Genomic DNA, 21,267 nt, shown 5'->3' with positions numbered 1-21,267 from the left:
GTCATTACCGAATCAATACAGGACCAATACGTGGATCAAACTAAGTTACATGTCAGTTCGATAGGCCAAGGCCCCGATGTAGTCGTGCTGCATGGCTGGGGCGTTAATAGCGCGGTATTTACCGCTTTGCCCGACTTGTTACCTCAGTATAGATTTCACTTTGTTGATCTGCCCGGCTTTGGCGAAAGTGATGTCGTTGCTGGTGATATTAATGATTGGGTAGCCAGCATCATTGCCAGTGTGCCTAAACCTGCAATCTGGATAGGTTGGTCACTCGGCGGATTGGTGGCCACCTTAGCAGCACTCAGCTATCCACAACATGTGAGCGCGCTGTGTACTATCGCCTCCTCTCCCTGTTTTATGGCACGTGAAGAGGAATCTTGGCCCGGGATCCCACCTAATGTGCTGGCACAATTCGGCAGCCAGTTAACTCAAGATCTAGAAAAAACCATCGAACGATTTCTAGCAATACAAGCCATGGGTAGCCAAACAGCCAAGGGCGATATCAAGCAGCTGCGCGAGTGGGTACTGGCCAAACCTCAGCCGCAATTTAGCGCTCTGGAGCAAGGGCTAGCGATGCTCGCTAACGTTGATCTGAGGGACAAATTACCACTGATAAACCAACCTTGGTTAAGAATATGGGGCAAGCTCGACGGACTCGTGCCACGTAGAGTGATTAAACTGCTGCCAGAGTTGAGTCATAGCGAAGATGTCATATTGCCAAAAGCGTCTCATGCTCCTTTCATCAGCCATACGGAAGACTTTGTTCTTGCCTTAGGCATGTGGCTTGAAAAACACCAATAAACTATATGGTTGAGGAGTGAAACTGCTTTATTTTTGAATGATTATTGGTTAACATTTAACCACAACTTAAAGCGGAACTGTCTATGATCGTTGCCACAAATTATCCCAATGTGCCGATCTCTACCTCTAACGTAGCGACGGACTCTGCACGCACGGATAATCAACAGCGCCCACCCGTTTTACCTCCGCCGCAAGCAAGCAAGGGCCATGAAGAGCGCGCCTTTAATCCGCAGCACGAACGCACTGCTGAGCAAGCTCAAACACAAGCAAAATTACGGGATTCAGTACAAGGTAAGCAGCAAGGGAGTTCGCAACAGCAGGAGCAATCTCAGCAAGAGCAGCAAAAACGTCCAGCAGCATTAGATTTAAAACAGCTGCTTAGTTTTCGTTCGTCGTTAAAACGCAGTGATATTAAACTGCCAAACCAGCCAGTCGAAAAACAAGCGTCCACTGACAATAAGCGCATGCCAAATGAGACATTACAGTTCTACCGTGCGTTTGGCGTCCATATCGAAGCCTTTTATCAAAATCGGACTCAGCCAAAGACTGAGCCCGACATGCTTACAACAGTCTAAAAGACCGCTTTATTACTAACTACTTTTTACTGTCGCCATACAAGCTTTTTTGATAAGCCATACTGCCCCACAATGCCCAACCTAATGCCGTTTGTTTCATTTCATCAGACTGTGGACTTGCAGTTAGCTTCTCTGCGACTGGATCATAGGTAAACCCTGATGCTGGATGTTCAGGCTGCAGGATCACCACGTCGTCGCCGCGTAGGTAAGCCATATTTTTGTCGTACTGCATTAACGCACGACCGGGCCAATCTTCAGCTGTTTTAGTCAAGTCACGACCCAACATAGGGTACGCGTCACTCACACCAATCAATGACAATAGCGTCGGACCTAAATCAATCTGGCTGGTCACTCGAGTATCCACTTTAGGCTCGATACCCTCACCTAAAATAAGCCCAGGAATACGGAAGCGAGAGATAGGCACCAGTTCAGCACCGCCGACTCGGCTGTCATGATCGGCAACCACTACAAATATTGTGTCTTTCCAGTAATCGGACTGCTTAGCACGCTTGAAAAACTCACCTACCGCGTAGTCAGCATATTTTGCCGCGTTATTACGAGTCTGCTTTGGCTGCTCAAACAACTCTATACGGTCATCAGGAAACTCAAATGGGTCATGATTACTCGAGCTAAACACCAAGCTAAAGAACGGTTGCCCCTCTTTATGTAAGCGCTCAAACTCATCGTTAGCACGATACATCAGATCCTCATCCGACACGCCCCAAGAACCAACGAAATTAGGATTTTTGTAGTCCGATTCGTCAATGATGTCGGTAAAACCATTGCCTAAGAAAAAGTTACGCATGTTATCAAAATGGCTTTCACCACCATAAATAAACTGATTACGGTAACCATGCTGCTTTAGCAATGAAGCCAATGAAAAGAAGCCATTTTGGCTGAGACCTAACTTCACAACCGAGCGCGCAGGCGTCGGCGTGAAACCGGTCACAACAGCCTCAATACCACGCACCGAACGGGTTCCAGTAGCGTACATGCGCTCAAAAGCCCATGCCTGTTTCGATAATTCATCAATGTTTGGCGTTAATGGCAAGCCACCCAAACTCCCCACAAATTGAGCCCCAAGGCTCTCTTGTAGAATAATGACTAGGTTTTTAGGCTTACCTTGATAGCTAGCTGTATTATAAGAGACACTCGGAAAATCATTAGACTGAAAATCGGCTAGTGGGCGGCCACTTTCACGGCGAATAATGCTAATGATCTCCTCTTCCGGTAACTTGCCATATATCTTGGCAGCATCCGCTTCACTGCCCATCTGTTTAATGGCGAACACTAAAGAGTAGGCGGAGTTTGTCACTAGTGAGTTAACTAATGGATCACTTGAAAAAGCCACTAACGATGGATTGAGTGGTCTATGCCCTAAGCTTGAGCGTGCGCCTAAGATGGTGATTGCAATGACTAAAATGCCGAGAACAGGACGCCAATACCAGCGAGGGTAAGTTTGGTTTTGGGTTAGTATTCCGCTGAGTTTCCAGCCACCAAAGAACACGGCAGTACTGATCAATGCTGAAAAAATAAGTTCGACCTTTCTGCCAGCCCAAAGCATTGAAAATACTTCTTTTGGATAGATAAGATACTCAACATACAAACGGTTAGGTCTGATGCCGTATTCTGCAATAAAGGAGGGAGTCGATATTTCAAGGACGACGACGGTCAATAAACCTAAGGTCAACCAAACCCGCAATATTTGCGTCCAAATGCGACCAATAGCATGATCACCAGAAAAGATTGCCGTGCCGAGTGCAGCAGCTCCCCACAGCCAACATAGCGTGGCAAAGTCAACACGCAGGCCTTGGATTAATAACTGAGACCAACCAGAAACAACATCTACGCGGTCAAACTGCCAAATAGCCAGACCCAACCTGCTGAGCATGACCACCACCAGTGAGATGGCCGCAAATATAACAATCGACCGAAAAGGTCCTAACGTATGTGAACGAGTCAAAATTGATAATCCTAAGTATTTTGCTTGCCGCTTTCTATGAAGCGCTTTAAAAGTATAGTTAAGACCTCCTTGTCGGTAATAAGTTTCATACATGAAACGGCGTACAACATATCCTTTACCAAGTTAAATTCAAGCTATTTATTCTTTATTATTGTGCAGTATTTAGTTTACCTAGCTTGGCGCACATTTTAACAAGCCTAGACTTTAGTGTCACAAGCTTAAAAACACATTAACTAGCTAAAAGTAGTGGCTATAACTGTCAGACATAAAAAAGCCCCGACAGAATCGCATTCTGGCGGGGCTTACTCTTCGTTTATTGTCGCGCTACTTTTTCATCTTAGCAAAGGCATCAGCAAAGGCATTGCCCATCGCGGCATTTGTGGCCTGCTTTGGCTTAGCGCTTTTATGCGACTGAGATTGCGACTTGCCGCCTTGATGTTTGGAGCCATTATTCTTGCTACTATGGTTAGCTGGTCGAGGCGCTGTTTTTGGCGCTTCGCCCGCTTTGTCGGTCAGTCGCATGCTAAGGCCAATACGACGTCTTTCGGCATCAACTTCCATCACTTTAACTTTAACCACATCACCCGCTTTAACCACCTTATGCGGATCATCAATAAACTTTTCGGTCATCGATGAGATATGCACTAACCCATCTTGATGCACACCAACATCGACAAAGGCGCCAAAGTTGGTCACGTTAGTCACCACGCCTTCCAATATCATATCTGGCTTAAGGTCATTGATCTGTTCAACGCCCTCTTTAAAGGTAGCAGTCCTAAATTCACCACGGGGATCGCGTCCGGGTTTGTCGAGTTCAGCAAGAATATCGGTCACTGTCGGTAAACCGAAATCGCCTGTAATAAAGTCTTTGGCTTCAATCGTGCTGAGCAGCTCAGTATTGCCAATCAGCGTAGCAACTGATTGTTGTTTTGCGCTGGCGATTGATTCAACCAATGCATATGCCTCAGGGTGAACCGAAGATGCATCAAGTGGGTTTTCAGCATTGCTTATACGTAAAAAACCTGCCGCTTGTTCATAAGCCTTAGGGCCTAAACGTGCTACCTTCAGCAAGGTTTTACGATTGGTGAATTGCCCCTGTTCATCACGGTAAGTGACAATATTGCGTGCCAAGGTTTTATTGAGCCCCGCCACTTGGGCAAGCAGTGGCGCTGACGCCATATTCACATCAACACCAACACCGTTGACGCAGTCTTCAACTACCGCTTCCAGTGAACTTGAAAGCATACTTTGGCTTACGTCGTGCTGATACTGCCCAACGCCAATGGCCTTAGGCTCGATCTTTACTAGCTCCGCTAATGGGTCTTGTAAACGGCGGGCAATTGATACCGCGCCACGAATAGACACATCAACATCAGGGAACTCTTCTGAAGCTAGCTCAGAGGCTGAATACACAGAGGCGCCCGCTTCACTGACCATCACCTTGGTCAAGGTTGGTAGTTCAGCTTTAACCATGGTGATAAGTTCTGCCGCTAGCTTGTCTGTTTCGCGTGAGGCGGTGCCATTACCAACAGCAATGAGCTCAACCTTATGCATCTTGGCTAAGTTAGCCAAGGTTCTAAGCGATTTATCCCACTGTTTTTGTGGTGCATGAGGGAAAATAGTGCTGTGAGCAACCAGTTTGCCGGTGTTGTTTACAATCGCGACTTTAACGCCACTGCGAAGGCCAGGATCCAAGCCTAAGGTGGCTTTGGCGCCCGCAGGGGCTGCCATTAAAAGATCGCCTAAGTTACGCGCAAATACATTAATCGCTTCAGTTTCTGCGCTATCGCGCATACGGCCGAAAAACTCAGTTTCCATCTGCAATGCTATTTTGACTCGCCAAGTTGCCGCAACCACGGTTTTTAACCACTGATCGACTGCAGTATCATTAATCGCCAGTTTACAGTGGTCATTGATAATCACTTCACAGTAGCTGGCTTGCTTGGCTTCTTTGTTTGGATCTGCATTGACGCTTAAGCTCAGCATACCTTCATTACGGCCACGTAGCATGGCAAGGGCACGATGTGATGGTACCTTAGTTAGTTTTTCAGAGTGCTCAAAATAATCTCTATATTTAGATCCCTCTTTCTCTTTACCCTTAGCCATACGGCTTTCAAGCACGGCATTTTGTTCAATGTGGCTACGCACTTTTTGCAGTAACTCAGCGTCTTCGGCAAAGCGTTCCATCAAGATAAAGCGAGCGCCATCTAATACCGACTTTGCGTCAGTAAAACCGGCGTCAACATTAAGGTATTCAGCGGCTTTTACATCACAATCTACATCTCGATTTGCCAGTAAAAAATCCGCTAATGGTTCAATTCCAGCTTCAATCGCAATCAAGCCCTTGGTACGGCGCTTTGGCTTATAAGGTAGGTAAAGATCTTCTAGGCGGGTTTTACTATCAGCAGCATTAATCGCAGCTTTTAACTCAGGCGTTAATTTATTTTGCGCCTCAATACTCGACAAAATAACATTGCGGCGCTCACTTAGATCGCGTAAATAGCCAAGGCGACTGTATAGCGTGCGCAACTGCGCATCATCAAGCCCACCAGTAGCTTCCTTACGGTAGCGCGCGATAAACGGCACTGTTGCACCGTCATTCAGTAATTTAATCGTGTCGTTAACTTGCTGAAGACGTACGTTTAGTTCATCAGCAATAAGCTGTGCAATGTTATGCATATATAGAAGTGATGCCAAAAAGGTAATATTGCGCTCAAGATAACACAGCTAAGAAGCAATTTTAAACTCGCTAATCGCTGTTTTTGCGCTGAAGAATGGAATTCGCTAATTTAATTGATTTTTAGAGGTGTAGCGAAATCATTAAGGTATATTTAGCCGCTAACATCTGCTGCTAATCTCGATTCGAGAGTGCAGTAACAAGCTTAAATCATTAGAACTTGTTAAGCCTCTTCAAATCCTTGATAAGAGATGCGGTTGATATACCACACTTGTTCGCCAGCGGGCGTATGGATCACCGCTTCATCATCGATCTCTTTTTTCAACAAACCACGCGCCATAGGCGAATCAATCGAGATGTAATCGTTGCGGCCAAAGATCTCGTCATAACCGACAATTTTAAATACGCGCTTCTCGCCGTCATCATTTTCAATCTCAACCCAAGCACCAAAAAAAACCTTACCCTCTTGAGCCGGTGAGTAATCGACAACTTGAGTGTTTTCGATGGCTTTGCGCAAATAACGTACTCTACGGTCAATATCTCGTAGTTTCTTCTTGTTAAAAGTGTAATCAGCGTTCTCGCTTCTGTCGCCCAAGCTAGCAGCCCAGCTGACGATCTTAGTGATTTCAGGCCGGTGCTCACGCCATAGATAATTAAGCTCTTTTTGCAATTTTTCAAAACCTTCGCGGGTGACGATATTCGTTCTCATACGGACTACTTTTTTGGAGGTTAACGATAATCTATGGCCAAAAATCATAGCATAATTCAGCTCAACCGATGCACTTTACAGCGCAGCTGAATCATCATGTTAGTTCGCCAGCATTCTTAGTAACGATTTATTCAATTTGGTTACAATTTAAAAAACAGGTTAACTCAATGGTTATTACGCTACTTTTCAACACCTTAAACACTCCACTCATTTATCCTTAAGCTAATAGATGTGTTATTGGGTGATAACTCGCTGGTCAGTAACATATTAAAGCGGCTATATTAGGCTAATTCATATTCAATATCAGCCAGTTGCCTATACCTATTGGCTCTCCTAGCAAAAATAAGGATCCTACGCATGGGACAAGAAACCTCAAAGATTCTCGTTGTCGACGATGATATGAGGCTCCGCGCCTTATTGGAGCGTTACTTGATGGAGCAAGGTTATCAAGTTCGCAGCGCGGCCAATGCCGAACAGATGGATCGCTTATTAGAGCGTGAAAACTTTCACTTGCTGGTACTGGACCTGATGCTTCCGGGTGAAGACGGTCTATCTATCTGTCGCCGACTACGTCAAACAGGTAACACGATCCCCATCGTCATGCTTACCGCCAAGGGAGATGAAGTCGATAGGATTATAGGCCTTGAGCTTGGCGCTGATGATTACCTACCCAAGCCTTTTAATCCACGAGAGCTACTGGCGCGGATTAAAGCGGTAATGCGTCGCCAAACACCTGAAGTACCAGGAGCGCCTACTCAGCAAGAGGAGGAGATCACTTTTGGGGAGTTTTCACTCAATCTTGCCACTCGTGAAATGCATCATGGCGAGGAAGCGATTGCGCTAACCAGCGGCGAGTTTGCTGTGTTAAAAGTGTTAGTCAGCCACCCTCGTGAGCCTTTATCACGTGACAAATTGATGAATCTAGCCCGCGGCCGCGATTACTCTGCTCTTGAGCGTTCTATCGATGTACAGGTCTCACGCTTGCGCCGATTAATTGAAACCGATGCCGCTAATCCACGCTATATTCAAACCGTTTGGGGTTTAGGCTATGTATTTGTGCCTGACGGAACTTCGCGTAAGTAATTAATAAACAATGATCATTAAATGGTGGCACCGAGTTACACCCCGCAGTTCATTCAGCCAGACAGTGATGTTAATTGGCTGCTTACTGCTAACTAACCAATTGGTGTCTTACCTCTCTGTTGCGGTTTACTTTATTAAGCCCAGCTATCAACAAATTAACCAACTTATTGCTCGCCAAGTAAAACTGCTGTTTGTCGATGGAGTCGATGTTGGCCGTGAACACCTCACCATGGTGGACGCGCTTAACGCAAAAGTGCGTGACGATGCCATGCAGTTTTATAATCAAAAAGAGGCGCGCCAGGCGGGTATCGAGCGGGCAACCTATTACGGTTTTCTGTCGTCACAAATGTCAGAATACCTCGGCGGCGAAGCCGAAGTGCGCATTGCTCAAGGTGAAGAGTTTCAAATTTGGATCCGCCCACCACAAGCCCCTTCTATTTGGATCAAAGTCCCATTAACAGGCTTAAATGAAAAAAACCTTTCGCCATTAACGCTCTACTTAATGGTGATTGGAGCCCTGAGTGTCGCCGGTGGATGGTGGTTTGCCCGCCAACAGAATAGACCTTTAAGGCGTTTACAAAAAGCGGCTATTGCCGTGTCTCGTGGTGATTACCCCGAACCTTTACCCTTAAGTGGCTCTACTGAAATTGTTGAAGTGACCAATACTTTTAACCAGATGTCCTACGGTATGAAGCAACTTGAGCAAGATAGAGCCTTGTTGATGGCTGGGATATCTCACGATCTAAGAACTCCACTAACCCGTATTCGTTTAGCGTCAGAGATGATGGTCGCAGAGGATCAATATCTAAAAGATGGCATAGTGCATGACATTGAAGATATGGATGCCATTATCAATCAATTCATCGCCTATATAAGACAAGATCAAGAGGGCACTCGTGAGCTCGAACAGATTAACGACCTAATTGATGACGTGATCCAAGCTGAATCAAACCGCGAGGGCACCATTGAATCTGATTTGAGTGAATGTCCGAAAATTCCAATGCAAGGTATTGCCATCAAGCGTATTCTAAGTAATTTAGTTGAAAATGCTTATCGTTATGGCAATGGTTGGGTCAAGATAAGTTCGCAGTTTAACGGTAAGTACCTAGGCTTTAGTGTGGAGGATAATGGCCCCGGTATAGTCGCAGAGCAGATCCCCAAGCTGTTTGAACCTTTCACTCAAGGCGATACCGCCCGCGGCAGCGTCGGTTCAGGCTTAGGTCTGGCGATTATCAAACGTATCGTTGACCGCCACCAGGGCAAAGTAATCTTAACCAATCGCAAAGAAGGCGGCCTGCACGCACAAGTTTGGCTACCGCTAGAGTAATAATTTCTGCAGCCCGCTTCGTGAGCGACACCCGTGAAAATTTGTTTCACTTTCGATATTATTTTTAATGGGATAGAATAAAATATTGGGTAATTTGGATACTCACTTTAAACCAGAACAAACATACGGATATACATGGAACAGTTATTTAGACAAGAAGTCATGCGGCATAAAGTTAACCGTTTAGACGGAACTGTTAGCCTAATACAGCCTGCCGCGTTTAAGTGGTTAGCGTTGTTACTCGTGACTATTCTCGTCTTCAGTATCATATTTTTGGCCACCGGTGAATACAGTAAAAAAGAGCGAGTCATTGGCGTTGTTCAGCCCGATAGCGGCTTGCTTAAACTAACTTCACCGCAATCTGGAATTGTCAAAATAGTGCTGGTCACAGAGGGGGAGCGCGTAAAAAAAGGTCAACCTATTTTACGAGTAGAATCGCTAAAACATGGGATAGATGGTTTCGAGTTAAACCGTTCACGTATCGATCAATATCAGTTCCAAATCAATATGCTGACTCTGCAAATCAACAAACAACACTCGAAAAACACCCTGCAAATCCAAAACCTAACCCACAGTAAACGCAATATATCGGCCAAACTAGACGAACTTGAGCGCCAGAGTGAGATCATCAATCAGCGTATTGAGATAAATAATAGCGTTTCCGAGCAGATGGCGGTGCTTGCTGAGCAAGGCTATACCTCCAAACTCGATCTTAACCGACAGATAGACACCTCTCTTACGATTAAACAGCAGAGTTCAAGCACTCACTCGCAAAAACTGACGCTCAATAATGAGCTTAGCCAAATAGTTAATCAGCTGTCGCAGCTACCAATAGAGCACGCAAAAGTGCTTGACCAGTTACAAAGTCAGCTCACTGAAGCGCAACTAAGCCTAGCAATTGTTGAGCAAGAGTCGTTGGCAGAGTTAAGGGCACCGATGAGTGGCAAGATTACTGGCATTCTGACTAAGGTTGGTAAATCAGTAAGTAGCCAGCAATTCTTATTAAGTGTGCTTCCCGAAAATAGCAAGATGCAGGCAGTACTCTTTATTCCCACCTCCGCATTTGGTTTTATCGAAATGGGCCAACAAGTCAGGCTTCGCTACCATGCTTTTCCCTATGAAAAATTCGGTATTTTTGACGGCGAAATCATTGAAGTCAGTTCCAATGTTATCTTGCCTGAAGAGACTGAGCTGCCAGGAATGATTAAAGATCCATCTTATCGAGTGGTCGTCAGCCTATCGGTACAAGAGATCATCGCCTATGGGAAAAAAACCCCGCTACGAGCAGATATGATGCTAGATGCAGATATCATCGTCGAGCGAAGATCATTATTAGCTTGGTTATTTGATCCTATTTTTAGCCTTCATGGAAAACTCTAACAGCACTTGATTGACAGGACTACCAACATGGACGACGTAGTAGTAAATTCAGCAAGCAAATTGAGCTTCTGGAATAAAAGAAAGCTGCCAATGATTAGGCAGTCAGAAGCAACAGAGTGCGGCCTCACCTGCCTGACAATGATTGCCGGCTACTACGGCCATGCAATGCAACTCAATGAGATGCGCCAGCGCTTTCAGCTTTCGCTTGAAGGGGCTACATTGCTCGATATCATGCAATTTGCTGAGCAAATGGCATTAACCACGCGACCGCTAAAAATCGACCTTGAAGACCTACCCTGCTTAGATGTACCGTGTATTTTGCATTGGGATCTAAACCATTTCGTGGTACTTAAATCGGTTAGTCGCAATCACATAGTGATCCATGACCCCGCTTCAGGGGTCAAGAAGTTATCAATTGAAGAAGCCTCAAAGCACTTTACAGGTATAGCGCTCGAGCTTAGGCCAACCAAAGAGTTCCAACAAAAAAAACCAGCTGCCAATCTTAAATTCTCCGATTTTTGGAGTAAAATAATTGGGCTAAAAAGCTCATTAGTTCTTATTTTTTCGTTGTCGTTACTGCTGCAATGCTTTGCTCTCATTACACCCTACTATATACAACTTGTCATTGACGACGTGGTGATCAGTAAGGACACGTCGCTACTGATTGTGCTGGCAGTTGGATTTTTTATGGTACTGCTATTTGAAATTGCCACCAATGCACTACGTGGCCTCGCCCTACTCCACTTTGGCAACCTGATGAATATACAGCTGGGATCAAATCTATTTCACCATTTGATCCGGTTGCCGTTACAGTATTATGAGAAACGCCATATGGGCGACATTGTCTCGCGCTTTGGCTCATTGCAACAGGTGAAAGAGTTGTTAACGACAGGCGTGGTTGAGTCAATTATTGACGGCATCATGGCTCTGCTCACGCTATTTATGATCTTTTACTACAGCCCCCTGTTGTCTGCCATTGTACTCATCGCCGTTGTGCTATATGCCATCATTCGAGCGGCAATGTATCAGCCCTTTAGAGCGATTTCCGAACAAGAGATCATTGCCCATGCTGAGGAAAACAGCAATTTTATGGAGACGGTACGGGGCATTCAAACCATTAAACTATTTGGTTCAGAAGCTAAGCGTGAAGGCCAATGGCAAAATCGCTATGCCGCCGCCATTAACCAAAATATTCGCTTAGGTAATTTCAACTTATCATTTAGTGCGATTAATCGGCTGCTCTTCGGTTGTGAAAACATTCTGGTGATATACGTGGCCGCGACACTGGTTATTCAAGGCGGGTTTAGCACCGGAATGCTGTTTGCCTTTATGGCGTACAAAACCCAATTTATGACCAAGGCACAGAACCTGATCGACAAACTGATTGAGTTTAAGATGCTCAGCCTGCATTTTGAGCGCATCGCCGATATCGCCTTGGAGCCAAAAGAGACACTGAGTGAACAACAGGTCACCACAGAGATCCAAGGGGGGATCACACTTAGAAACCTCTCTTTTAAATACAGTGATGCGACTCCAGACGTGCTTAATGACATCAGTCTGGATATTAAAGCTGGCGAGTCAGTGGCCATAACGGGGCCATCGGGCTGCGGTAAATCGACCTTATTAAAAGTGATGTTGGGGTTAGACACCCCCTATAAAGGTGAGGTATTGATTGATGGCATTCCACTGTCTCAAATCGGTCATAAACACTATCGTCAACAGATAGCCGCCGTTATGCAGAATGACGAATTGCTATCAGGCAGCGTTGCCGACAACATTGCCTTCTTTGATGACAAAATAGATATGGAGCACCTAGTCTATTGTGCTGACATGGCCGCTATTCACGATGATATTAGCAATATGCCAATGGGTTATCACAGCCTCATTGGTGATATGGGCTCAAGCTTGTCGGGTGGGCAGAAACAGCGGATCATTCTTGCTAGGGCACTATATAAACGACCGAAAATACTGTTTATGGATGAAGCGACCAGTCACTTAGATACCGCTCTAGAAAGCGATATTAATCGAGCTATAAAACAGATGAAAATAACTCGAGTCATTATTGCCCACCGTAAAGAAACAATCGCTTCTGCCGATAGAGAGATTAGTTTACTGCTAACTGGCAATACTGAAGTCATATCTCCAACAATAATTTAGTTCACGAATAAAAATAGATAGCGACCGACAAAACAGTCAGTAGTAGCCGAATTAAACCCTAGCAGAATTTAAGGTATGTATAAAATAAAAGCCAAACATTGCCTCTTGATTTCTATACAGCATACAAAATCAGCCATAGGTTGAATTATGGAGGATTACATTTACCTGGACAACTATTATTCATGCCCGAGCGGCAATATGCATCATAAGAATGCCGAGAGTCACCACCCGCTATTTTATCTGTCATGTAGCCAGGAAGCGTTGCATTATCCTTAGTTAAGTTTTTCAACCGACTTTTCTTGAGTAAGAATTTCATATTCACCTCTAAACTAGTTAAATTTCATCAGTGTTCATAGCAGTACGTTAAAATAACGATTCCTCGTCACTTCACAACAAAACTACTGGCATCGAGTGAAATAATAAATACCACATAAGTACTGATTTCATCACTAACGCCCACTATACTTGAAGGTTTGAAAGTAAATTCAAGCGTGAATTAATTACAGCATAAATATACTCATAGAAGTATATATAACAAAAAAGCCAAACATAGCTGTTTGGCTTTTTATACTGACCTTAACCAAGTCAAATATTTACTTATGGACGACCACATCGAGGAGCGCAAGTATTAACCTTACCAGAGAGGCAATAAGCATCGGCAGTAGGGCGGGCACCAGCGCCTGCTATCTTAGCAGTCGCGTCATCAGGAAGAACTGCATTATCTTTAGTTAGGTTTTTTAACTGACTCTTCTTAAGTACTAGTTTCATGTTTATCCCCAAATTAGTTAAATTCAACAAGTGACAGCCCAAGACATAAAAATAACGAGTTGCTGTCACCACAAATAAACTACGTACGTTAAGTAATTTTGTAAATACTACAAAAGTACTCATTAAGCCATTTAACCACCAGTTCTTAAACCTAGCGTAACACACATAACAAACAACAACTTACGCAGTGTCACGCACCTTATTTTAAAGCTGATAAGCTCATTCAAAAAAATTGCAGCTATTAACATTTAGAACCCATGGATAATAGTGAGAACATGGGTATTACCTGAACAGCACTAGTGTACTTTTTAATGCAGGGCAACCCCACTCAAAAGACACTATCTGCAACAGATTATGGCTCCGTAACGTTGATTAAATACGTATTAAAATTACTATTGCCAACTTTGATCTGAACAGAGCTTATCTTCATGTGATAGCAGCGTACCAGAAATTAATAAATTTAAAGCATACGCTATATATCAAGCATCAAAAAAGTAATATCAGATTGAAAAATCATAAAACTATGTTAGTTTAAGCAAGAAGAATCGACTAAGTAAAAAATACCACGGATTTAGGCCATTACATTAATTAAATTTAAAACCAAAGAAGATTGGTGAGCAGTGATGTTCAAATTACCTAGCGACAAAATATCTATAAAGCTACCTAATTGATGGTAGCTTTATAGTAAAAACAATGTGTTTACTACTTATCATAGGAGATTATATTGTCCTAATATAAAAGTTAGCAAATATACGATTCAACGCACTTATTTTGAAATTCGCTCCATCCTGTTAAGCAACCGCCTGTAACATCACCACAATTATCTGTATACATTCCACACTCAAAAGAGCCGCCAGCTACTTGTGGAGTTACATTTCTTGGTAATGCCGCACAATCTTTTGAAAGATTTTTAAGTTTCTTTTTGTTCAAATGAAGTTTCATTCAGATTTCCCTATTTTTTCGCTTATTGTACCGACTCATTCAGTACGTAAAATGAGCATACTTCAATGAAATAACAAAGTCAAAATATTTACGATACTTCCCACGCGCTGAAATTAGTTAACGACAGTATTATCCTAGGCGCTAGAAAACTTGGTCTTTATAATATTTTTGACGTGAAATATATTATTATTGATGTATATTAAGGAGAATAAATTAAAGCGAACCACTTTGCCAATATAAATCAAATCAACCAAAGAATTTACTTATGCCCCTGATTACGCCATTAAATATATCTTTATCAAATCGAGATATCATCAAGAGTATTCATCATGACTTTTCTGGTTCTATTATTAGTTACCCCGCTGTAACCAACAGTTTCCTAGGAGGTCGGACAGGCCAGTTATCATATTTATATCTATCCGAGACAATAAGCAACACCAGTTCTGCTCAGATTGAGAAAACTCTGAATGACGAAATAGCAAACCTTGTAAACAAGCTATCAATTGGCAGATTAACTCTAGAAATAAGTAAAGGAATTTGCGGTATCGGTTGGACACTAGAGTTTCTCAACCAACAACAGGGTGATGACTATGATATCGAATTTTGCAACACCTTGGACGAGCTAATGATTACCGCCTTGAGTACACCGCAGTGGCAGGGTGAGCTTGAATATGTACTGGGATTGGCGGGTGTTGCTGTCTATGCCGCTAGGCGACTTAAGCGCTCTACAGACCCGCGCCTATATGAAAAAATCATCACCCACTATGAGTCGTTGGCCATACAGGTAAATGAACAACAGTTATCTTGGCATCAAGCCAGCCACTCGGTTTTCAGGCTAAACACTGAAAACCTTGATGAAATAGAGTTTAACTTGGGCCTAGCTCATGGTGTACCCGGTATTATTGCCGCCATCTTACCGGCCATAAAAATTCCTCAGCTTGAACATCGAGTGCAAACGCTACTCGTCCGAAGCTGTAACTGGCTTCTTGAACAGCAAATAACCACCGATGAAGGCGAATTGGGTTTTCCTTCAGTAGCGGGCTCAGACAGCATCGCCAGGCTGGGGTGGTGCTATGGCGATCTACCTATCGCATTAACGCTGGCACGCGTAGGCCGAGACCTTAACCTAGACCGGTTTACTGAAGCGGCCCGCCATATAGCCATCAGAACCAGTAAAAGAACCGCCGACAATGGCAGTATTTTTGATGCCGGACTTTGTCATGGCAGTAGTGGGCTGATCGTCATGTTCCAACTGCTTAACGAGATACTCGATGAGCCAGAGCTCGAACAAGCCGCCTTACGCTGGTTAGATTTCACTCTACAACGATTCACAGAAGGCGGCCTTGCAGGATTGAATGCCTATTCTGGAATATCTTTGCAATATGAACAAGATACTGGGTTTCTTACCGGTTATGCCGGTATAGGTTTGGCTTTAATTACCGCAACCACTGGTAACGCAGACTGGGCAGACAGCCTGCTATTGACGTAAAGGATTACTTATGACCAAGCCCTTAGCTAAAAATGAAAGCTTTTTTGTGATCCGAGCGCCACGCTTGCCCCTTGAAGAGCTCAGCAATATTTCAACTGACCGAGAAGAGATGCGAGTACAGCTTAACGCTTGGCTAGATATGCCAGGCATACAAGAAGCCTTGTATTTAGCCAGTCCTGCGTTAATCGATAGTCTACCGCAATGGCAAGAAAAACCGCATAGCAAACAAGCAAATAAAACCGAACAATCGCTAATAAAATACTTTATCCGCATGAGTTCTCGCCCGACACCTTTTGGGCTATTCTCAGGGATCGCGCTGGGCAATGTAACGCAGGATACCCGCATAGTAAGTCAGCACTACCTGCAAGATAGCCGCAAGACACGGCTCGATATGTTCTATCTTAGTGCGTTAAAATCGAGAGTAGCATCACAAGCAATACGTGACGATGCGATGCGCTACCACCCCAATAGCTCACACTACTTTGTCGCAGAACAGTGCCGCTATATCGAATCGTATCAATCTAACGATGATCAACAGTACCGCCTATCCGCGATAGCAGCTGACGAATACTTCTTGACCGCACTAAAACTGTCGAAGCAGGGCATTAGCTTTTCATCCTTAGTCAAACAGTTTCAAATAGCCCACCCGGCCGCGACAACTGTGGACATAGAGCCCTATGTGGAGCAATTAATCACTGAGTCGATATTGGTCGCCAAGTTACCACTGCCACTCACTGGTTATTCGCCGGATAGTAGCCTTATCGACACTTTTAATGCTATCAAAAAGGCTGAATATGCCGATCAACTAGCAACTGGATTATTTCATCTGCAGCGCTTTGACCAAAAATCGACGGTATCGATCAATGAATACCAAGCAGTAACCCACTCTTTAAGCAACGAATTAGTCAAACCTAACGAAGGAAAATTGTTTCAGACTGACATAATACGCCAATTTAATTCATGTGAACTGTCACAAGTGGAGGTTGATACGCTAGCAGAACATTTAAATTTGCTGCATAAGAGCCACCAGCGACCCTACTCGCCGTTTACGGACTTCATTCAGAAATTCAATCAACGCTTTGAAGGCCAATTTGTACCGCTGGACCTACTACTCGACGAAGAGTCTGGAATTGGCTTTTCCAACGAAACGGGTTACGAAGCACCTTTAATTGCTGGGATAAATCTGGGTAGACAGAATAATCGCAGCCAAGCAGAGGCCTCTAGCACTCCACTGGAGCTCGAGATAGAGCGAACATATTCAGCACCAAATATAAGTACTATAGGCACTATATCTATATCTGCTACTAATCTAACAAAGCAAATAAAAACGCTTAAAGAAGATACGAGTTTGCCCGCATCATTCGCGGCAATGGTCAGTTGCTATTACGATAAAAATCAGCGAATCATTATGAAATATAATGGTTGCTACGGGCCATCTGCCGCTAACCTGTTAGGTCGATTTTGCCATCTAGATGACAAACTGAAAACTAAACTGATAGCGCATTTAAAGCAGGAGGAGCGCCACAGCCCAGATGTGATATTTGCTGAAATTGCTCACGTCCCAGAGGGGCGCCCAGGTAATGTGATCGCCCGCCCTCATCTACGTGACTATGAAATCACCTTTATGGCTGACTCATCGCTTGATGAAGATAAGCAAATAACATTATCTGATCTGTATGTCTGGGTCGAAAACAACGAAGTTAAACTGTGGTCCAAAAAACTCAATAAGCAAGTTGTGCCACGGCTCTCATGTGCACATAACTATTCCGATAGAAGCCTTAGTGGCTATAAATTTTTGTCTATGTTGCAAAATCAGTCTACTTCGCTGCCCAGATTTTCGAAACCAACCAGTCTCGATAATGCAGTATTTTGTCCTCGTATAATGCTAGATAATCTTATTTTGGCCGAAAAATCATGGCAAATACCACGAGAAGAATTAGAGAAGTTATATCAAGCCGAGCAGATCAACGATAAACAATGGAGCAAGCTGCAGCAGAAATATAGACTAGAAAACTGGGTGTTATTCGCTGTTAGCGACCACGTACTACAACTGGATCTAACCAACCCCGCCATGCTGGCTATCTTACTGTCAGAATCTAAGGGCTTAAAGCACATTCCACTAAAAGAGGTTCTCAGCCAAACGCTGACACCTGTGGTCAGTAATGCACAAGGTCAACACTTTAATAGCGAAATTATTATTCCATTTTTCAATGAGCAAGCGGCTAAGCTAGCCTGTCTTCACGAAGATCCACTTAAAAATATTGAAGCCAAAAACATTACTCGTCGATTCGCACCCGGCTCAGAGTGGCTTAGTCTGAAAATATACTCGGGCAATACCACAGTGGAAAACCTGCTTAGCGAACAGCTATTACCATTGATTGAGCAGCATGCAGAACTGTTCAATAAATGGTTCTTTATCCGTTATGGTGATCCCGACTGGCATATTAGGCTCAGGTTCCAAGGCTCTCCAGAGAAGCTTTACGGGCAACTACTGCCCTTATTAAACAGTGTGTTTGAACCTATGCTGGCGGCAAATCAGTTGCATAGAGTTGAAATGTCGACCTATGAGCGTGAAGTTGAGCGTTATGGCGGTCCAGAAGCTATGGAGCTAGTCGAAGCGCTTTTCATGGCTGACAGCCAACTCATTGCAGCAATGTTGCAGCAAATTGATGAGCACGGCGAAGACATGCGCTGGCGACTCGCCGCACTCACCTGCAATAAGTTATTCAATATATTTGACTACAATGACGATGATACTTTGAGCCTACTAACGCGATTACGCACAGGCTTTGGCTCCGAGTTCAATGAAAGCGCTATGCTGAGAAAACAACTCGGAAACCGCTTTAGAGAGAAGCAGCACCAGCTTGCAGATGACATGGCCAAGCTGGGTAACTTGGTAACTGAAACTGCACTGTCACCAAGTCAGCTTGAGCTGCACAAGTTATTACAACAGTGGCAAGTGCTCGCTGACCCCATGATTGCAAATCTTAAGCTGCTACAAAAAGAAGGTAAGCTTAATTGCAGTTTCGACACCTTGATCAACTCGCTGCTGCATATGCACAACAATCGAGTATTTAAGGCCTACAATAGAGAGCAAGAGTTGGTAGTCCATGATTTCACTCGACGCTTCTATTTCTCAAAAATTCAAAGAAATAAAAAAATTGCTAACTAGTCGGTGGCCAGCAGAGTAACGATACTTGCCGCTGGCCTTGCTCGATACTAGACCTCTGACGGCAGACTAGCACCCCGAGTTTATTAACAACTAGCGCGTACTCGTCTGCCACATTAAAATATTTCATGTTGCATAAATAACAACTATATTTTCCTAATCCGCTGTTTCTCTGTAATTTTTTTGTAATCTTAGTGACATATTCTTAGCCCATCTTTTTGATGTGGGTCAACGGAATGAAAATCTCAACGCTATCGCTTTCTGCATCAGCAGTGTTGCTGCTCATCGCAGCTTTATTGGCTGCTGTCGTGTTCTGGAGCAGTGAAGAGCGACAATTCATAGAGCAACAAACCTCACAACTACAACAGATCCAAAAAACCTTTTTGGTAGAGATAAGACGCGAGCTTGATAGCTATCTTAGTCGCGGGGATGCAAGCAAACTTGAGCAAGCTAAGCTGAACTTAGCAGAAATTCAGACTCTTATTAGCCAACAACAAAGCGTTGAAGTTTTACCACTACAAGTTTCAATTAGAAACTTTGTTGTCGCCCTCGACAATGACTATCGCGCTGCAGGGAAGCTTGCCGGTAACCCACGGCAACTACTAGCCCATGCAGAATCTGAAATGCTCGATTACAATCGGCGCATGGCTGACTACGCGCTCCAAGGCATGCAACTGCAGCCACAACTTGCCAATAAATACTTAGCATTAACCAGAGAGCTGCCCCCGCTAGTCTATGATCTATCTCAAGTCACTGACGGCTATTTGATTGGCAAGGAGCAGCGGCTGAAATCTATATTGAATAGCCTAATTAGTGAGCTTGACCTTTGGCACGACAAGCTCGATATGCTGCCGCTTATCGGCATATATGAAACACTAGAGGTTGATGAGTTTGCCCTCGGCGACGAAGGCGGTGAAGAGATAGAGATAGGCGATAATGCCCGCAGTGAACTTTTAAGCCTAAGTAATCGCTATAACAAAGAGGTCAATAATACCCATTCGCTATTGATTGAAAACCAACGAACTCAGCAAGCGATGACCCAAGATATAGCGACTATTGAGCAGCTGTTACTCGCGCTTGGAGCGGAACAGGACCTGCATAATCAGCAGCTTAAACAGCAACTCAGCATCGCAATATATACCATGGTGTCGGTACTCATTCTGTTTTCTATCGGCTATTTAATACTGCAACAACGACGGGTAATTAAACCGCTAAAACATCTTAACCGCGCCTTCTATAAGTTAAGTGAATCCAATAGCCGAGAGCGACTGTCGATTCAGCGCCGTTGCGAAACGGGCCAAATCGCAGGCCACTTTAACCAACTGTTACAACGGTTTGAAAAAGAAGATGAGATACAGCGCGAGCAGATCACTCATGTGTCTCAATCATTAAGCTCGCTTGTCGAGCGAATTTCACATCTTTCAGCCAGTGCCGAGCAAACGCAAAATATTGTACTCACGGCGCAAGATCAAACAGAGCATATACGCGTATTGGCAAAAGATGTTAGCCAAACGTCTGAGCAAGTAGAGCAAAGTGCACAGCAGACCATGCAGCAGATGCAGCTCAGCCAGCAAGAAGCCCAAGCCGTGCTTGATGCAACGGAAGAGTCACAACTGGCAGTCACTCATTGCCATCAATCACTTTCGAGTCTGACAACATCTGTTGCTGACGTTTCGAGGATCATTGATGCCATTAGCAACATTGCTGAACAAACTAACTTACTAGCCTTAAATGCAGCCATCGAAGCGGCAAGAGCTGGTGAGCAAGGTCGTGGCTTTGCCGTGGTGGCTGACGAGGTCAGAAACCTATCGCAACGCACCCAAGTCTCACTAAAAGAGATCTTGCAGATCCTCAATCAACTCACCCAAGCCAATACCGACCTCGATGAACGAGTGCATGGTATTGGCGAGGTTACGCGGGTGCAAAAACAGCGTGCCCAAAGCTTATGGCAAGTTGCTCAGAGTGTGCAATCTCAAGCCTGTGAGATGGCAAATACCGCTAAACAAGGTGCCAATAGCACGTTAGAGCAAGTGAGCCATCTTGACGACTTTGTTAGCGCGATGAATAGCCTTAAAGACCATGCTCAAGCAGCCTCACTGCAAAGCGATGAGATAGCAAAAGAGGTTGAACTGAGTGTCGAAAACATCGAAGTTAGCCTCGGAATTAACACAGTCGTTTAAAAAATATATTTGTGAAGCTGATTTCTTTGTAACCTTTCCTTAAA

The 21,267-nt window shown here is 44.2% G+C and carries 15 protein-coding genes; 9 read left to right on the top strand and 6 right to left on the bottom strand.

What is annotated here, in order from left to right:
• The first annotated feature begins 30 nt into the window (after positions 1–30).
• Both bioH and JK628_RS01420 read left to right on the top strand, forming a co-directional pair.
• Positions 31–804: a pimeloyl-ACP methyl ester esterase BioH gene (gene bioH / locus JK628_RS01425; RefSeq protein WP_202287515.1), complete on the top strand. Its 774-nt coding sequence runs from the start codon at positions 31–33 to the stop codon at positions 802–804.
• 83 nt (positions 805–887) lie between these two features.
• Positions 888–1,379 carry a hypothetical protein gene (locus tag JK628_RS01420; protein ID WP_202287514.1) on the top strand — a complete coding sequence of 164 codons (492 nt, stop codon included), beginning with the start codon at positions 888–890 and terminating at the stop codon, positions 1,377–1,379.
• A gap of 19 nt (positions 1,380–1,398) precedes the next feature.
• Here JK628_RS01420 and JK628_RS01415 read toward each other — a convergent pair whose 3' ends face one another.
• From JK628_RS01415 to greB, 3 genes are all read right to left on the bottom strand, one after another.
• Positions 1,399–3,270: an LTA synthase family protein gene (locus JK628_RS01415; RefSeq protein WP_237524208.1), complete on the bottom strand. Its 1,872-nt coding sequence runs from the start codon at positions 3,268–3,270 to the stop codon at positions 1,399–1,401.
• Between the two features lie 396 nt (positions 3,271–3,666).
• Positions 3,667–6,021, bottom strand: a complete 2,355-nt coding sequence (locus JK628_RS01410; protein WP_202287512.1) for a Tex family protein — start codon at positions 6,019–6,021, stop codon at positions 3,667–3,669.
• A 221-nt stretch (positions 6,022–6,242) separates the two neighbouring features.
• Positions 6,243–6,728, bottom strand: a complete 486-nt coding sequence (gene greB / locus JK628_RS01405; RefSeq protein ID WP_202287511.1) for a transcription elongation factor GreB — start codon at positions 6,726–6,728, stop codon at positions 6,243–6,245.
• A gap of 357 nt (positions 6,729–7,085) precedes the next feature.
• On the opposite strand from greB, the gene ompR reads away from it, so the two are divergent.
• The 4 genes from ompR (at position 7,086) to JK628_RS01385 (ending at position 12,675) form a co-directional block, all read left to right on the top strand.
• A complete protein-coding gene (gene ompR, locus JK628_RS01400) occupies positions 7,086–7,811 on the top strand; it encodes an osmolarity response regulator transcription factor OmpR (protein ID WP_202287510.1) in 726 nt (241 codons plus the stop codon).
• A 10-nt stretch (positions 7,812–7,821) separates the two neighbouring features.
• Positions 7,822–9,138, top strand: a complete 1,317-nt coding sequence (envZ, locus tag JK628_RS01395) for a two-component system sensor histidine kinase EnvZ (protein ID WP_202287509.1) — start codon at positions 7,822–7,824, stop codon at positions 9,136–9,138.
• A 135-nt stretch (positions 9,139–9,273) separates the two neighbouring features.
• Positions 9,274–10,518 carry an HlyD family efflux transporter periplasmic adaptor subunit gene (locus JK628_RS01390; RefSeq protein ID WP_202287508.1) on the top strand — a complete coding sequence of 415 codons (1,245 nt, stop codon included), beginning with the start codon at positions 9,274–9,276 and terminating at the stop codon, positions 10,516–10,518.
• A gap of 27 nt (positions 10,519–10,545) precedes the next feature.
• Positions 10,546–12,675: a peptidase domain-containing ABC transporter gene (locus JK628_RS01385; protein WP_202287507.1), complete on the top strand. Its 2,130-nt coding sequence runs from the start codon at positions 10,546–10,548 to the stop codon at positions 12,673–12,675.
• A gap of 145 nt (positions 12,676–12,820) precedes the next feature.
• Here JK628_RS01385 and JK628_RS01380 read toward each other — a convergent pair whose 3' ends face one another.
• The 3 genes from JK628_RS01380 to JK628_RS01370 all read right to left on the bottom strand — a co-directional run bounded on the left by JK628_RS01380 (position 12,821) and on the right by JK628_RS01370 (position 14,385).
• The gene (locus tag JK628_RS01380) at positions 12,821–12,991 is read right to left on the bottom strand and encodes a hypothetical protein (RefSeq protein WP_202287506.1); all 171 of its coding nucleotides are present in this window, start codon (positions 12,989–12,991) and stop codon (positions 12,821–12,823) included.
• A 281-nt stretch (positions 12,992–13,272) separates the two neighbouring features.
• Positions 13,273–13,443 carry a hypothetical protein gene (locus JK628_RS01375; RefSeq protein ID WP_202287505.1) on the bottom strand — a complete coding sequence of 57 codons (171 nt, stop codon included), beginning with the start codon at positions 13,441–13,443 and terminating at the stop codon, positions 13,273–13,275.
• 741 nt (positions 13,444–14,184) lie between these two features.
• A complete protein-coding gene (locus JK628_RS01370; protein ID WP_202287504.1) occupies positions 14,185–14,385 on the bottom strand; it encodes a hypothetical protein in 201 nt (66 codons plus the stop codon).
• A gap of 265 nt (positions 14,386–14,650) precedes the next feature.
• Between JK628_RS01370 and JK628_RS01365 the strand changes: the two genes are divergently transcribed.
• The 3 genes from JK628_RS01365 to JK628_RS01355 all read left to right on the top strand — a co-directional run bounded on the left by JK628_RS01365 (position 14,651) and on the right by JK628_RS01355 (position 21,223).
• A complete protein-coding gene (locus JK628_RS01365; RefSeq protein WP_202287503.1) occupies positions 14,651–15,874 on the top strand; it encodes a lanthionine synthetase LanC family protein in 1,224 nt (407 codons plus the stop codon).
• Between the two features lie 10 nt (positions 15,875–15,884).
• Positions 15,885–19,046, top strand: coding sequence for a lantibiotic dehydratase (locus JK628_RS01360; RefSeq protein ID WP_202287502.1), 3,162 nt, complete (start codon positions 15,885–15,887; stop codon positions 19,044–19,046).
• A gap of 233 nt (positions 19,047–19,279) precedes the next feature.
• A complete protein-coding gene (locus JK628_RS01355; protein WP_202287501.1) occupies positions 19,280–21,223 on the top strand; it encodes a methyl-accepting chemotaxis protein in 1,944 nt (647 codons plus the stop codon).
• Positions 21,224–21,267 lie beyond the last annotated feature (44 nt).

This window comes from Shewanella sp. KX20019, assembly GCF_016757755.1.
Taxonomy (GTDB): Bacteria; Pseudomonadota; Gammaproteobacteria; order Enterobacterales; family Shewanellaceae; genus Shewanella.
Note: the sequence above shows the minus strand (reverse complement) of the source record. Positions and strands in the feature narration are given on the sequence as shown.

What these genes read in the sequence shown, in the direction of transcription:
- JK628_RS01420 (WP_202287514.1), top strand. Translation starts at nt 888, where the DNA reads ATGATCGTTGCCACAAATTATCCCAATGTGCCGATCTCTACCTCTAAC.
- JK628_RS01415 (WP_237524208.1), bottom strand. Translation starts at nt 3,270, where the DNA reads ATGCTCAGCAGGTTGGGTCTGGCTATTTGGCAGTTTGACCGCGTAGAT.
- JK628_RS01410 (WP_202287512.1), bottom strand. Translation starts at nt 6,021, where the DNA reads ATGCATAACATTGCACAGCTTATTGCTGATGAACTAAACGTACGTCTT.
- greB (WP_202287511.1), bottom strand. Translation starts at nt 6,728, where the DNA reads ATGAGAACGAATATCGTCACCCGCGAAGGTTTTGAAAAATTGCAAAAA.
- ompR (WP_202287510.1), top strand. Translation starts at nt 7,086, where the DNA reads ATGGGACAAGAAACCTCAAAGATTCTCGTTGTCGACGATGATATGAGG.
- envZ (WP_202287509.1), top strand. Translation starts at nt 7,822, where the DNA reads ATGATCATTAAATGGTGGCACCGAGTTACACCCCGCAGTTCATTCAGC.
- JK628_RS01390 (WP_202287508.1), top strand. Translation starts at nt 9,274, where the DNA reads ATGGAACAGTTATTTAGACAAGAAGTCATGCGGCATAAAGTTAACCGT.
- JK628_RS01385 (WP_202287507.1), top strand. Translation starts at nt 10,546, where the DNA reads ATGGACGACGTAGTAGTAAATTCAGCAAGCAAATTGAGCTTCTGGAAT.
- JK628_RS01380 (WP_202287506.1), bottom strand. Translation starts at nt 12,991, where the DNA reads ATGAAATTCTTACTCAAGAAAAGTCGGTTGAAAAACTTAACTAAGGAT.
- JK628_RS01375 (WP_202287505.1), bottom strand. Translation starts at nt 13,443, where the DNA reads ATGAAACTAGTACTTAAGAAGAGTCAGTTAAAAAACCTAACTAAAGAT.
- JK628_RS01370 (WP_202287504.1), bottom strand. Translation starts at nt 14,385, where the DNA reads ATGAAACTTCATTTGAACAAAAAGAAACTTAAAAATCTTTCAAAAGAT.
- JK628_RS01365 (WP_202287503.1), top strand. Translation starts at nt 14,651, where the DNA reads ATGCCCCTGATTACGCCATTAAATATATCTTTATCAAATCGAGATATC.
- JK628_RS01360 (WP_202287502.1), top strand. Translation starts at nt 15,885, where the DNA reads ATGACCAAGCCCTTAGCTAAAAATGAAAGCTTTTTTGTGATCCGAGCG.
- JK628_RS01355 (WP_202287501.1), top strand. Translation starts at nt 19,280, where the DNA reads ATGAAAATCTCAACGCTATCGCTTTCTGCATCAGCAGTGTTGCTGCTC.